General features: G+C 57.5%; 7 protein-coding genes. 1 reads left to right on the top strand and 6 read right to left on the bottom strand.

Features of this window, described 5'->3' with window-relative positions:
- The first annotated feature begins 458 nt into the window (after positions 1 to 458).
- A complete protein-coding gene (locus CEE69_RS10625; protein WP_099260632.1) occupies positions 459 to 3140 on the top strand; it encodes a DEAD/DEAH box helicase in 2682 nt (893 codons plus the stop codon).
- Here the strand turns inward: CEE69_RS10625 and CEE69_RS10620 are convergent.
- From CEE69_RS10620 to CEE69_RS10595, 6 genes are read right to left on the bottom strand one after another with little or no spacing between them, the layout of a single operon-like run.
- Positions 3127 to 3906, bottom strand: a complete 780-nt coding sequence (locus tag CEE69_RS10620; protein ID WP_099260631.1) for a hydroxypyruvate isomerase family protein — start codon at positions 3904 to 3906, stop codon at positions 3127 to 3129. The genes CEE69_RS10625 and CEE69_RS10620 overlap by 14 nt on opposite strands.
- Positions 3903 to 5000: a hypothetical protein gene (locus tag CEE69_RS10615; RefSeq protein WP_233215120.1), complete on the bottom strand. Its 1098-nt coding sequence runs from the start codon at positions 4998 to 5000 to the stop codon at positions 3903 to 3905. Before CEE69_RS10615 ends, CEE69_RS10620 begins: the two co-directional genes overlap by 4 nt.
- Positions 4997 to 7420, bottom strand: coding sequence for an Ig-like domain-containing protein (locus tag CEE69_RS10610; protein ID WP_099260629.1), 2424 nt, complete (start codon positions 7418 to 7420; stop codon positions 4997 to 4999). The genes CEE69_RS10615 and CEE69_RS10610 overlap by 4 nt, the downstream gene beginning before the upstream one ends.
- Complete coding sequence (locus CEE69_RS10605; protein ID WP_099260628.1) at positions 7417 to 11430, bottom strand: coiled-coil domain-containing protein; 4014 nt, start codon at positions 11428 to 11430, stop codon at positions 7417 to 7419. The genes CEE69_RS10610 and CEE69_RS10605 overlap by 4 nt, the downstream gene beginning before the upstream one ends.
- Positions 11411 to 13516 carry a BatA domain-containing protein gene (locus CEE69_RS10600; RefSeq protein WP_099260627.1) on the bottom strand — a complete coding sequence of 702 codons (2106 nt, stop codon included), beginning with the start codon at positions 13514 to 13516 and terminating at the stop codon, positions 11411 to 11413. The genes CEE69_RS10605 and CEE69_RS10600 overlap by 20 nt, the downstream gene beginning before the upstream one ends.
- Positions 13513 to 14571 carry a DUF58 domain-containing protein gene (locus tag CEE69_RS10595; protein WP_099260626.1) on the bottom strand — a complete coding sequence of 353 codons (1059 nt, stop codon included), beginning with the start codon at positions 14569 to 14571 and terminating at the stop codon, positions 13513 to 13515. Before CEE69_RS10595 ends, CEE69_RS10600 begins: the two co-directional genes overlap by 4 nt.
- Position 14572 lies beyond the last annotated feature (1 nt).

Below are 14572 nucleotides of genomic sequence, written 5' to 3'. Positions count from 1 at the left end.
AGGGAGCTGTTGGCAGCGGAGGGAATCCCCGGCAGCATTCGCGGAAACCCGAATCAGATTTTGGTTTTCCTCCTATTGCAAAATTGGGGATTCAACTACTCTTCGTGGCCACAGAAGTCGGCGGCGTGCAAATTGGCGTCGCGAATCGGCTTTTCTGCGACAGGTCTTCAGTGTGATCCTCTCGGCATCGACCCGAGTGGATACCCAATCCGACAAGCGTCTTGATTGATCGCTTGAGGCGGATTCTTTCTAGTGAATGAGAAGCGGCGTCGCGGTTGTGTCGGAATGCAATGGTTCGAAGGTCCGGAGTGACTGATCGAACCGACAAGCAACCAGGTCCAAGGCTCGGAACGAGCTTTCTGGTTTGGCATTCCATCCTTACCAATCCTGCCGCGACCTTGACCGCCTGCGAAACAGCAGCGTGGGTGCGGCTACCTTGTTACCGCACGAGAATTTTGATGTCTGATCATCCCGCTTCCAAAGAAACGTTGGTCGATCCAGCGTCCGAGTTGAATTCGCAAGAACAATCTCTGGACACGTTTGAAATGTCGACCACCGAAACCGTGGTGGATCCATCGGCACAATGGGCGACTCAGTACGCCAACCCCGTGATCGACCCGAGCGAAATGCCAACGCCCGCCGTCGACGAGTCCCTGCTGTACTACCAAGCCGAATGCACAGATGAACCTGCCGAGGCGGCCATCGAGGCGTTGCCAGAACCAGTCGCCGAACAGGTCTCATTCGAACAGAACGTCGCAGAAGTGAACGCCGTGGCAGCTCCCGCAGAATCTGCGGAGCCCGTGCAGGTCGTTCCTGAGCAATCCACACCCGAGCAGCCCACGCTCGAGGAGCAGTCGGTCGAATCCGCGTCAGTCGCTCCCCCAGTCGAAATGGTCGCAGAGCCTGTGAGCGAACCAGCACCAGCCCAAGAATCGACCCCGGAGTTGCTGCCCGAAGTGATCGCCGAATCACAGCCAGTCGCTCAACCAGAACCAGTTGTTGAGCCAGAATCTGCTGTTGAGTCTGAGCCTGCTGTTGAGTCTGAGCCTGCTGTTGAGTCTGAGCTAGTCGCACAATCGGCGCCTGCTGCCCAGCCGGAGCCTGTTGTGAGTGAACAGCCCGTGACTCAACCAGTGGTCGCGAAGCAAGCCGAGCCCGTTCGCGAAGAACCCGCCAAGCCCGCTCCAGTTCAACCGGTCCAAGCGGTTGAGCCAGTGAAAGCGGAAGCAACGCCCAAACCAGACGAACCAACGGAGCCTTTGTTCCGCGACTTGGATCTTCGAGCCGAAGTTCAAAAGTCGGTTGCCGCCTCGGGATACGACAAACCCACACCGATCCAAGCGGAGATCATCCCGTACATGTTGGATGGCCGCGACGTCTTGGCTCAATCGCAAACGGGAACCGGCAAGACCGCCGCGTTCGCTCTGCCGATTCTATCGCGAGTGGACGTTCGCAACCGTCGCCCACAAGTCCTCGTCCTCGCACCCACCCGCGAATTGGCGATTCAAGTCGCTCGATCGTTCACCAAGTACGGTGCGGATCTGGATGGTTTCCAAGTCGCAGCCATCTACGGCGGTCAAGACTACGAACCCCAGCTCAAGCAGCTTCGCCGTGGCGTTCAAGTTGTCGTGGGGACACCCGGTCGCGTGATCGATCACGTTAAACGCGGCACCTTGGACCTCGGTTCGCTGGATTGTCTCGTGCTGGACGAAGCGGACGAAATGCTCAACATGGGATTCTTGGAGGACGTGCAGTTTGTCCTTGAAAAATCACCGGAGGGACGCCAAGTCGCGTTGTTCTCGGCGACGTTGCCAAAACCCATTCGCAAAATCGCGGATGAGTACCTGAACGACCCGGCTCGGATCACCATCAAATCGAAAACGATCACCGCCGCGTCGGTTCGCCAGCGTGCGTTGTTTGTTTCGCCTCGAGACAAAATTGATGCGTTGGCTCGCATTCTTGAAGTGGAAGAAACCGATGGTGTGATCGTGTTCACCAAAACCAAAGACTCCACGTTGGGCGTTGCTGAAAAGCTGAGCCAGCAAGGATTCTCCGCGATCGCGTTGAACGGTGATATGCCACAAAAGGTTCGTGAGCGAACCATCGATCAACTCAAACGAGGTCACCTCGATGTGTTGGTTGCCACGGATGTGGCCGCTCGAGGTTTGGATGTGCCACGAATCAGTCACGTCTTCAACTTTGATTTGCCACACGACAGCGAATCTTATGTGCACCGCATTGGCCGAACCGGTCGTGCGGGACGCAGCGGGCAAGCGATCATCTTTTTGACCAACGCTCAGCGTCGTCAACTTCGGTTCATCGAGAACACGACCAAGCAACCCATCGAAGTTATCGACCTGCCGACCGTTGCTGATATTAACGACGCTCGTGTGCGTCGATTCAAGCAACGCATCACGGATGTCTCCGCTGACCAGGATCTGACTGTCTTCAAGGACATGATCGCCCAGTACGCGGAAGAAACCGGCAAACCGATGGAAATGATCGCTGCTTCATTGGCCGAGATGAGCCAAAACGGACGTCCGTTCTTGTTGAAGGAACGTCCGAAGAAGCAACGCGAACGTTCCGACCGAGACAATTCTCGCGGACGTGATTCGTTCGGTTCGAACGATCGCGGCAACCGTGGTTCCTTCGGCGACGATCGTCCTCGTCGCGGCAAAGGTCGTCCACTCACACCCGTCAAAGAAGGCATGACTCGTTATCGCCTCGATGTCGGTTGGCAAGACGGAGTCAAACCCGGCAACATTGTTGGTGCGGTTGCCAATGAAGCTGGTATTGATGGCGAGTACATCGGGCCAATCAACATTCGCGATTCGCACACCTTGATCGACCTACCCGAAGGCATGCCTTCCGACATCTATCAAACGCTTCGCAAGACTTGGGTCGCCGGCAAACGGTTGAACCTCGAAGAAGCCGGCGATGTGGTGGACGACTTCGAAGGTGGCGGTGGTGGCAAGAACTTCCGCAAAGAAGGTTTTCGCAAAGGCAAATTCTCCGGCGGCGGAGATTCGCGTGGTAAGAACTTCGGCGGCGGAAAACGTTCGTTTGGGAACAAGTCCCGCAACAACGGAAGCACCGCGCCGACGGCAAAACGCGGCAAGAAGAAGTTCAAACCTTCTTGATCCACGACGCGGCGTCACGAAGTCCCGCCGCGGGATCGTTCACCGGCCAGTACTCCAGCCCAACGTGGCCGGAGTAGTCGGTGTCCGCAATCGCGGCAAAGATGGACGGGTAATGCAGTTCACCTCGGTCGAGTTCATGTCGACCGGGATTGCCGGCGGCGTGAAAGTGAGCGATCGCGTCGATGTTCTTCGTCAAATTCGCGATCACGTGCCCTTCACTGATTTGTTGGTGATAGATGTCGAAGGTCACCTTCACATTCGGGCTGCCAACCTCGTCGATGATTGAAAACGCTTCGTCGCTGCGGACCAGGTAATAACCTGCGTGGTCGATCAGTTCGTTGAGCGGTTCGATCGCCAACACCACGCCTGAATCTTCCAGCATCGGCGCGGCTTCTTTCAAACCTGCCACCATGCAGTCTCGTTGCTCCGCACGATCGACACCCGGTCGTGCATCGCCGACTTGAGAGATCAGCACGGGGCAATTCAGTCGGCCTGCCGCCGCAATGGATTCCTTCAGGCCCGACAGGTATTCGGCTCGGGTGGAAGGATCGACCAGGCTGACAAATTTGGTGCAGCATGCCGCGACTTGCAGATGCAGTTCTTCTCGAGCTTGATTGATTGCGTCCAGGTCCTTGTCCCACCACTTCCAAAATTCGAAAGCGGGGTAGCCACACTCTGCGACCAATTTCATCGCGTCCACGGTGGGCTGGTTTTCGAGGACAGCGTCCACGCAGACAGAAGCTTTCAATCGAGCGGGTGAGTTCATGGAGGCGAGTTGCTTTCAACTTCATGGTAGAGTTCGGCGAGCGGGACTAGGATTTTTTCCAGGTGATCCGCCCATTGGTTGTCAGGGAAAGCCGCGGGATTGGAAAGTCGCTGCATGCGAAGTGCATCCAGTTGATCTTCCAGGTCGTCGCGACGCTGGAGTTGATCGTCGGTCCAATTCAGCGAGTTGGCAACCGGGGCGACCGTCATGCGGCCCGCCTGTTTCCCATCGAGCATCAACAGTTGCTCGGGCGTGAGCACTTTTTTGCGAAGGTCATCAGCTTTGGTGCCCAACCCGTCACCGTTGTCATCGATCAACGCATGTTCCGTCGCGATACGGTCTTCGGCTTCGTAGAACAGTTCGACGCCCTTGCTCGCTCTGACGAACGCTTCGCGAATCGAGACGGCATCGTCGTGGTCCAGATCGGAGTCGATCGACGCCAGGGCTTTCGCGAAATATTGACCGAACCTTGCGAAGTTCTGTTCGTTGCCACTTTTGGTCGCGGTCACGATGATTCGATCGGGGCCCGACAAAGCGTTGATGAATGGACCGCTGGACGACGCGTTGTTGATGACCACGACTGGTCGTTTGAAACCCGCCAACCAATCCTTCAGTTGATCCGCCGAAACATCGGGGCCTCGCAAGTTGAACTTGGCGACGTTGCGAGCGAATGTCCCATGCCCAATGAGCGAGATCCACAACGGTCGCGGGGAATCCGTTTCCAGCTCTTGCAGTGCTTCCTCCAGCAATTGCAAATCGCTCTGTTCATTGTTCGAAGCCGCCTCGCCAATTCGGATCGTGTTCAGCTTCGCCGTTTTCCCAAGCTGCATCCACGTGTTGGACCACTCGAGGAAGACGGGCTCGTACGTTTCTTCGCCCGCCGCGCCGACGACCACAATCAGATCGCCGCGAACGAGCTCGCTGTCTTTCAAATCAGCGGGATTCGAATCCTGGCTCACTTCGGAGGATGTGCTTGGATCCACCGCCGGTGCGTCTTGTCCCCAGCCCATCGTCGACGTGGGCAAGCACAGTACGGTCGCGATGCCCAGTTTGGCCCAGTGTTTTCCACGAAGCATTTTCAATCGGTCACTCATGCGAGTCCTTTCCATCGTCGAAGTCCCCATTCGCCGCAGAGGCATGCCATCGCGAGTACCATCACCCATGTTTGGTGCCAAAGAGGATAGACCCAAGTTTCCGTCACTGGTATTTCTCGGTTGGGAAGGTCGCTGACAAAGTCGCCAAGGTCTGAGACTCGCAGGACTTCGCCGCCGGTGGACTTGGCCAACTGATTCAGCCAGTTTTCGTTCCACGCCAACCGCTGAGTCTCCTCCATGCCGGGATCGCTGACCCAGCCTCCTTCGTCGTTTCCGATGAAGCTCTGGTCGGCCGCTTTCACATCGGCTGAAACCATGAACCGACCGGATTCGCGAGAAACAAACGTGGTGGTGTACGTTCCCAGTTCGTCCGCATCCGGCCGAGCGGTGAGTGGGATCGCGACGCCATCTTCGCCGGTCACATTGAGTGTGACGGTTGCGTTTTCCATCGGCAGGTAAGATTCATCTCGTACCAGGACTCGCAAGTCGGTGGATCCGGTTGAGCTGTCCGGTTGGATGGCCAGTTCCACTCGGCGAGGCACTTCTCCGACCAGCCAACGGGCCATCTGACGCCAAGCCTGGGCGGGGTCGTCGTTGACTTCAGCGGAGTTGTCCTGCTGGTTCTTTCGCATTGACCAACGCCAGAAGTCGCCGATCGGCATGGCTGCGGTCCGCCCTTTGCCAAATCGCTGAGTGATGAATGCGGGAGCCGACTGGCCGGATTGCGTTTTCAACTGAGCCAGTTCGATCGCCCCTGGTTTGATGTCGCCCACTTCATGGGTGACTTGAAACGGTGGCATCTTTGAAAGTCGCAGTTTTTCAGCGGCTTCGGTTTCGCGGAGTCGCTGCCAGGGCTGCAGCAAACCCTCTCGCGTGATCGACCAATTGCCAGCGGGAGCCGGTTGATCGGGCCGATTTCGCGGGGCATAAACGGGGGAAAGCTCGCCCAGAGGTGTCTTCCCAAAGGAATCATCGTTGAATGATTCTTGGCCTCCCAGCATCAGCAAACCGCCACCACGCAAGCTCACGAATTGCCGCAGAAGCAGCATCTGATCCTGCGTGAAAAACTCGGGTTCGATGTCATCCAAAATGATTCCGTGATAGGCAAACAGTTCCTCGGACGTTTCGGGGAACCCCTTGCTGAGCTCTTCGGATTCTTTGACGCCCAAGCGAATCATCACGGTTTCGTCGTACTGCTCGCGGGTTTCCTCTTCGTCGTCACCCAATCCAGCGAACAACGGGTTGCTCGTGTTCACACTCTTGTCGCGGAAGTTGAATTTGCGTTCTTTGTCGGCGATTCGCAGCAGCCCCACAAGCTGCGTTTCAGCGTCACTCTGTAGTGCACGCCGGAGGAATTTGAATTCCCAATTGGGACGCCCGGCCAAGTACAGGATTCGAAATGGTCCGCGCCGCGGTTGAACGTCGATCCAACGCTGGTTGTTTCGCAGGGTGGCTTCATCGCCGGAGGATCCTTCTAGCCAAGCGTTGCGTTCATCGATTTGCGACCGAATCGATTTGCGTTGGGAGGGAGCGAAAGCCAGCACGCGATAGAACTGCGTTCCCGATTGTTCCGGGCGAAAACGGAAGGTCACCGATTGCAGTTCACCTTCTTTTTCAATCGTCACCGTTTTCTCTTCGATGGACGTTCCGGATGCGTTCAGCAATTGGACAACGACCTCTTGGTCCTCGATTCCGGTCGCCATCAAATCGGCACGCACCGTCATCGGCGACGTCTCGAAATCACTTTGAGTCACGCTGACTCGTTCGAGTCGCAAATCAGTCGGTGTGGTTGGACGGTCGGGCAGCACGGGGAAAATTGGAAAGGGAGAATCCGTGCTGGTGATTGCTTCGGAAGCGGCGTCGGTGAGGTTGCCATCACTGAAGAGAAACGCACCTGCGACGGGGCGTCCCTCGAGTCGCTGGGACAAGGCAGCGATCGACGTTTGTAAGGATGACTGGGTGCCGCTGAATTCGAGCGTTTCGATGTCAGCGAGTCGGCTCAATCGCGAATCGGTGCCAAACAGACGCACGTCGAAGGTTTGTTCCAGGCGGGCTCGCCAGTCGGAGTCCGATGCGAGTGCGCCGGCAAACTTTTGGCCGCGGGAAAGTTCTTCGTCGACGTCTTGAAGCTGCATGCTCTGGCTGGTGTCGACCAGAATCGGAAACAGGTTGGCTTGCGGACGAGGTCGCTCGCCTCGCCACATCGGCTGGAGCAGGCACAGCAGCATCAACGCAACGGCGATCAGTTTCAGTGTGGCCGCGAGCACGCGAATCGGGGTGGACGCGCGAGATCGGGTGTAGGACCAGCCAATCGCAGCGGCGAGCACGACCGCGAGGATCGCGGCGGGGACGATCCACTCCGGTGCACCCCAAACCAAATGCTGGGTCCAGTTGTCAGACGAGTTGAGAGCGTCGTTCAAAGCCCACTCCCGATTCGTTCGTAGTAACGTCGCACGGCTTCGGAGTATTGATCCGGAACGGGATCGCGATCGATCGGAACCAGGGATTGTTTCTTGGCACTGCGCCGCATGTATTCCTCAGCGAGATCGCGTTTGAGTTCTCGCATGGGCTCCACAATCATCTCTTCCACCAAGTCCCACTGAGGCGGTTTGGATTCACGCCGAATTTCCTCACGCATGTCGCGGGCTCGCTCTCGAATCCGCGTGGCTCGCGAGCGGAGCTCGGGATCGGAGACCATTTCCTCGATGTCACGCAAACCATCGGACCATTCACGAAAACCTTCGCCGGTGAGAGGCGATGTGAAGTTGCTCGGTGACGATGGTGCTTGGGCGGCACTTGGATTAGCGCCACTACGTTCACCCTGGCTGGGGTTCATGGAAGGTGATTGCGATTGGCCTTGCTGTGCTTGACCAGGTTGGGATTGAGAGCTGGGGCGAAGTCCGGGAGGCCCTTGAGGACGCTCGGAGGACCCCGGCGTTTCGCCGCTTTCCGAAGGTTCACCTTGTGCGGGCCCTTCTTGGGGCTGCCCATCTTGAGGTTGGCCGCCCTGCCCTGCCCCACCCTGCCCTGGCGAGCTGGATTGGGATGGCGAGCCTGACTCCGATGGCGAGCCTGACTCCGACGGTTGGCCACCTTCCGATTCGCTGGGTGATTGCTCGCCCGGTGGTGGGTTGCCGTTTGATTGCTCACCGGGTGGTTGTTCACCTTGCGGTTGACCCGTTCCGCCTTGGCCGGGCTGGTTTTCTTCGCTGGGTTCTTCACCTTCGGGTGATTGGCTGCCTGGCTGGCCACCGGGTTGGTCACCAGCTTGGCTCTCCGGGGTTTGTCCCGGTTGGTTTTCTCCTGATTCGCCTTCTTGATTCTGGCTTGCTCTGCCCTGCCCTTCCTCGTTTGGTTCGTCAGAGCGTGCTTGTTGGACTTCGTCGTCCACGGCGGATTCCAATTGCTCGGCCAGGTTGGCGGCACGTTGCAATGCTTCCGATTCGTTGCCCAGCACGCTTTCGGCGGCCGCCTCAATTTGCTCGCTCAACTCTTCGATCGCGTCTCCGGCTTGCCCGGCCATCTGCTGGGACTGCGGTTCAAAGCCGCGCTGAAGAAGTTGGCTGGCAGCGTCAAGTCGCTCTTCGGCCCGGCGCTGTTGTGTTTCGCGAAACGCATCGTAGAGGTTTTGCGCGAGCAGCGGTTCCGACTCTTCCGCGTCTTGGACGACTTCCTCGATGCTTTCCATCAGTTCGCCCAACGATTCACGTTGCTCGGTGAGAGCGTCTGTCAGCTCTTCACGACCGCCGCTGGAACGCAGTCCCGGCGATTCGCTGGGGGCATCCATCTCAGAGAGTTTTTCTTCGAGTTCCTGTTGTTGCGTGTTCAGGTCGCGAGCCCGGTCTCGCATCGACTGCATCGCTTCGTTGAACTGACCCGCAGCCTGTTCGCGAATTTCTTCGCGGACGGATTCCAGTTCACGTTCGGCACGTTTGCCACTGGACAGCGCTTTCGCGGCGTCCTGCTGTTCCATCGCTTCGCCCGCCTCACGAATGTTTTCTCGCGTTTCTTCAAGTTGCTCGCTGGCTTCCTGCATGTTGGACGCGTTCTCGGGTGAGTTCATGCGTTCCATCAGTTCGTCGGTCTGACGAAGCATGTCTTGTTGCTGTTCTCGCAGACGTTCGAGTTGGCGGCGGAGTTCTTCCTTTTCCTCTTCGTCGTCCGCCAGTTGCAATGCGGACTGAAGTTGTGCGAGTTCCTCGTTGAGGTCTTGTTGGCGACGAGCCAGTTCACTCAACCGGCTGAGAACCTGACGCGTCTCACGTTGAGCTTGCTGCTCCGGCGTCATCTGAGCTTGTTGCTGCGTTTCGTAACGGTCCTCTTCTTGATCCAGTTCCAGTTCGTCGAGTTGTTGATGCTTGCGTTGCTGGCCCGCGGAGCCTTGGCTGGGTTGCTGTTGTTGAGACTGCGTGACCTCGAATTCACTGGCTCGCATCCGAAGCAGACCGGCGTATGCGGATGGTTCCGCGACCACGGCAGCAGACAATGGTTCACGGTCGCTTGTCTCGATCGCTCTGTTCAATTCCCTATCGGCGGACTGCATCGATCGGCGGACGTTGGCTGCGTGCTTTTTGGCTTCGTCTTCGGTGAGCTCTTGAGCCAGTTCGTCCAATTGAGCGATGAGGTCTTGTTGCGAGTCAGCGATCACACGAACGTCCGCTGTCGTTTGCTCGTTCCACCGAACGGTCGATTGCAGTAGTTTCCAGGTGGCCTGGATGATTTGCTTTTGTGTTTCAATCAGCTCTTCGGCTTGTTGTTCTTGTTCGCTTGGTTCAGACGGTTCGGAAGGTTGGCTGGCTTGGGGATCGCCCTCACGAAAGATATCTTCGAAACGTCGGACTTCGGCAAAGTACAGATCACTCTGTGTGCGACGGACTTCGGTCTCAGAGGATTCACCAGCGACCTTGTCCTCGGCCCAGAAGGAATACGACAGCAGATCGTCGGGTTTCGCCTCGAGCGATTCCATGTCGACCATATGCTGGATCGTTTGCTTTTGATTGGCGGCGATGTTTTCGGCCAACACGATGTCTTGCGGCGGTTTGCCGGCGAACGTCAGTGAGACGCCTGCGCGAGCAAGCCCGTGATCGTCCCGAACTTCCGCGGCGATGAGAAACTCTTCGAGAGCAGAAACAGAAACGTCGCCGCCGATAGTCGGCCGGATTTTGGCCGACTGATTGGGAAGCATTCGAACGATGAGCTGAGTCGATGACTGGTTCGAGCGATCTTTTTCGTCTTTCAGTTCCACGTCGTATCGCTGGCTCTCTTCCACTTGGATCGCGACGGACCACCACAGAGGACGCTCGCGGTCTTGGGTCAGTTCCAGTGGAGAAGCGTCTTCGTAGTGTTCTTCGTTTTTCTTGTATGGCTTGGGTAAGAGTCGGGCTGACGTGATTGGTTTGTTGACGCGAACCCACCATGTGACTTCGCTGCCCTTGGCCACCGAGACTCGCACGGTGTCTTCGATGCGGCGGCTCTCGAGCCCGGTGAACTCGGGGTAGTCGATCTCTGCATCGCTTCGGGTGACGGCCGGGTATTCGAACACTTCGACCCGGTATTCTTCGCTTGACCAATGAGGCAGTGCGACTCGGTAAGTGAAGGACTCGTCGACCTCCGGAACCAAACCGCCCCAGATCGGGTCAGCCATGCTTCGCCGCATAGGCAGTCGTGCAACACGCGGTTCAGCTTGATCTTCTGCGATCGTTTCGGCGTCTGTCGCATTTGCGACTGGTTGATTGTCGATCGCCGTGAGGACGAGTTCGGGTTCCACCGCGGATTGACGATCGATCCAATCGGCTTGGAATTCCGCCGTCACCAATAAGTTCGTGCCGCGTTCAATTTCGGTGCTGCCGGGTTGGATCACCACGTCGGGTTTGGGCAGCACAACGGATGACGCTTTGGCTGATGAGTCTGGTTCGGCCAGGAGAAAGAAGGAGGCCAAGGCGAGCGTCGCCAGCGTTCCCGACAATCCAAACAGTCGGTTGACCCACAGCCAACGTGACGACACGACATCTGGCCAATCGTTGCGACGGGCGTGTTCGCGTGCCTCTCGCATCACACGTTGATTCAGATAGTTGTCGGGCTGCTTGGCAACCGAATCATCGACGGCGGTGATCAGACGCTGGTCCAGATCCGGGTATCGATGTTCGATTCTTCGAGCGACGGATTGGACGTTTCGAATTCGCAAGCGAGCAGCAATCAAGCAAACCAACATCGCGATCACTAATGTCGACACGATCGCGACAGACGTGGAAAGCGACGAGGTCGAAAGCGTCATCGACGATAGGAATGCAAACGTTCGCTGAGTCCACACGAGCCAAAGGAGGACGATCAGCGCGATGGTCCACGCCAGCCAGCCGAGTGATTGCCAGAATCGCAGTCGTCGCATTCGACGAATCACGGGATCGATGCAGTCAAGCAATTCGTTTCGCATAGCGTCCTCCCCAAAGGGTTTCAATCACCAACATCCCAATCGCGGCGAGCAACAACCATTGCCACAAACGTTGGTTGCTTTCCAATTCACGATCTCGAAGTTGCAGAGTCGCTTGAGTCAGTTTCTCAGTCGTGGCGGCTTCACCCAGTCCGATGCCCAATCGTTCGAGCGTGTCTTCGTCCATCGCGTCGGTTTGGCTCTCTGACTCGGCCAGGTTGCTCGCAAACGTGATCGGGTCTTCGTTGGGCAGTTTCAGTTGATGCACCCCCGGACGATCGATGAAATTCGCGTCCGAGGATTTTTCGTAAGGCGAGGATTCACCGTCTGAGCGAACCAGTTCGGCACCTTCGACGGGTGGCCATGGCAGCGGCGTCCCCACCACATGACCTGCCACGTAGGATGCGGCTCTTTCATTGCCAGCGAACAATTGGGCCATCAGCGGAATGAACTTGGTCGACAGTGCCAGTTGGCTTGATGAGGGTTGCCAGCCTGTTGTGAGCAACCAAACGTTGCCGGATTGAGCCAATGCTGGGGCACCGGAATCGAAGGTCGCCAAAATGTTCCAGTCCGCTTCTTCCAATCCGGAAACGTCGCGGTGTTTCCAAAATTGAATCTTGCTGAAATCGTTGAATTGTGGGTCTGCCATCGAAGCGAACAAGGGCGACGAAAAATCAACTCGCGACCACATGGCGTAGTCCTCGACGGATGCTTCTTTGGCAGAGAGCGACTTGTCGTTGGTGATGGTTTCAATGCAGGCCAATACATCGGACGCATCGTCGGAAGCATCCATCACGAACAACACCCGGCCACCCGCTTCCGTGTAGGTTTGAATCGCGTTCGTGAACGCATCGGTGTTGGCGACGTCGCCGACCACAACCAACGGGCATTCACGAGGATCCAAGTCAGATGGCAATTGCGCTGTCTCGACGGATTCGATGGAGACTGATCGGGTCGCGTTGTCGAGCGGAACTCGCTCGAGGTAGTAAAACAAACTCTCACGTGGGTCGTCTTGGGGCGTTCCAACGTGCAGCAGTCGATACGATCGCTTTTCCGGTGCGACCCAGTGGACCGTGTTGTCGAACGGGGAATCGTCGCCGGACAACACAATCGAAGTGGCGGTGTCCGCGGGCGGAGCCAGGCGGACAATCTGCGTCGCATCGGCTTCGATCTGAATCGTTTGCTTGTCGCTGGCGTCTTTCCATTGCAGCGTCAGGTCGAACTGTGAGGCGAGTTTGGAATTGACGACCCGAACTGGAAGCTTGCGATCGGAGTCGGCGACCGTCGATGTTTGCAGATTGTCGAGTGTCTGATCGTTCATCACGATCGCTGTGGCGTTGCCTTTCGCGTTTGGAACGACGCGGCGGATGTCCAAGCTGACTTGTTCGGGCCACGTGTTTTGCTGCAACGCATCGATTTTGGATCCGTCTTGCAAATCAGAGATCAGCACGATGTTGGCGGGGCCTGGTGGCTGATTGCGGGACACAGGTTCGGAGTCATCTTCCCCTGGTGTTCGTGGTTCGGTCGGCCACTGAGCCCAGTCGGCTGCTTCGCGAAGCGCCGCGCCCAGGTCGGTCGCTCGCCAGGTGGGTTGAAGCTCCGTCAGAGCCTGCAGAGCGAGTGCACTTTGACGTTCATCGGACGTCGCTGCTTGCGATGTTTCCCAGATGCGATCGGTTTGGGTGTCGAAGACGAACACCGCGAATTGGTCTTGAGCGGAGAGGTCGGTGAGGACCGCTTCGGCCTTTTGGATCGCTTGGGCCCACAAATCTTCTCGCTGCATGCTGGCGCTGCGATCAATCAAAATCGCGATTCGCCGGACAGGGGTGTTGTTGAGCTGGTCGGCAGCGCCGCGAAGGAACGGTCTGGCGAAGGCAGCGGCCAACAACAGCAACGCCAAGGCTCGCAGGAGCAACAACGGCCACTGATCCAGGCGACTGCGGCGGGTCAGTTTCGGTGGAACCTCTCTAAGGAACATCACCGAGCTGAATGGCACGGCACCCTTGGGTTGCTGCCGAATCAGGTGAAACAAGATCGGTGCGGCGACGGCCAATGCACCAGCGAGAAAGAATGGGGCAAGCATGCTCATCCGGACGTGCCTCCCGAGCTCAGCATGCCCGATCGACTGGCGCCGACGGCGCGTCGTTGATGGGCGGAGACAAAATCAGACAGCGATTCTTGCAGTGGGCGGTCGGTGGTGCTGGTGTAAATCGCTGCGCCCACGGCATTGCAAATCGATTCCACTGCCTCGGCGTGTTCTTGGAACGCGGATTGGTAGGCTTTGCGAGTTGCATCGGGATCGACCTGGATTTTGCGTCCGGTTTCCATGTCCACCAAAACCTTGGATTCGTCCACCGAGAGCTGTACTTCGTTGGGATCCAGGATCCGCAGGACGATCACTTCATGTTGTCGCGAACGCAGCAGCGCGAGGGAACGTTGCAGGTCCTCCGTTGGCGAGAGCATGTCGCTGATCAACACCACCAAACCTCGCCTGCGGGTGATCGCGGCGATTTGAGAGATCGGTCCGTTGAGGTCCGTTCCGGATCCCGATGTCGGACGTGCCAAGCAGGCGAGGATCTGACGCAGGTGGCCAACCCGACTGCGAGCCGGAACCACATCCGCGATCGCTTCGTCGAACGTCATCAGGCCAACATGGTCGCGTTGCAGGGTCAGGAAGTATGCAAGCGTGGCGGCCAACGTTCTCGCGTATTCCATTTTGGTGTATTCGAGCGACCCGTAACCCATCGACTGGCTTTGGTCGACCAACAAGTAGCAGCGTCGGTTGGTTTCGTCCTCGAATTTCTTGATGTAGTAGCGGTCCGTGCGAGCGAACAGTTTCCAGTCCAGTCCTCGTGGATCATCACCAGGCGAATAGGCTCGGTATTCGCTGAATTCGACCGAGGCCCCGTGAAGGGGACTTCGGTGCAGTCCGCCAAAGAAACCTTCCACGACGAGCTTGGATCGTAGTTGCAGATTCTTGATCCGCATCAGCGCATGCGGATCCATGGAGGCAGCGGTTTCACCGGTGCTGTCCGCCGACGAAGCGGTCGCTCGCGAGGGCTTGGATGAGTTGCCCTGGAAAGTGCCGGTGCTGCCGTTGGTGGCTTTTCGCGACGAGCGAGTTTGACGTTGGAACCAGCTCAAT

The organism is Rhodopirellula bahusiensis, from assembly GCF_002727185.1.
In the GTDB taxonomy this organism is placed as follows: Bacteria; Planctomycetota; Planctomycetia; order Pirellulales; family Pirellulaceae; genus Rhodopirellula; species Rhodopirellula bahusiensis.
The sequence above is the reverse complement of the archived record's forward strand: the minus strand, read 5'-3'. Positions and strand labels throughout refer to the sequence as shown.

Bases quoted from the DNA above. Each gene is read 5' to 3' on its own strand.
- CEE69_RS10625 (WP_099260632.1), top strand. From the start codon at position 459: ATGTCTGATCATCCCGCTTCCAAAGAAACGTTGGTCGATCCAGCGTCC.
- CEE69_RS10620 (WP_099260631.1), bottom strand. From the start codon at position 3,906: ATGAACTCACCCGCTCGATTGAAAGCTTCTGTCTGCGTGGACGCTGTC.
- CEE69_RS10615 (WP_233215120.1), bottom strand. From the start codon at position 5,000: ATGAGTGACCGATTGAAAATGCTTCGTGGAAAACACTGGGCCAAACTG.
- CEE69_RS10605 (WP_099260628.1), bottom strand. From the start codon at position 11,430: ATGCGAAACGAATTGCTTGACTGCATCGATCCCGTGATTCGTCGAATG.
- CEE69_RS10600 (WP_099260627.1), bottom strand. From the start codon at position 13,516: ATGAGCATGCTTGCCCCATTCTTTCTCGCTGGTGCATTGGCCGTCGCC.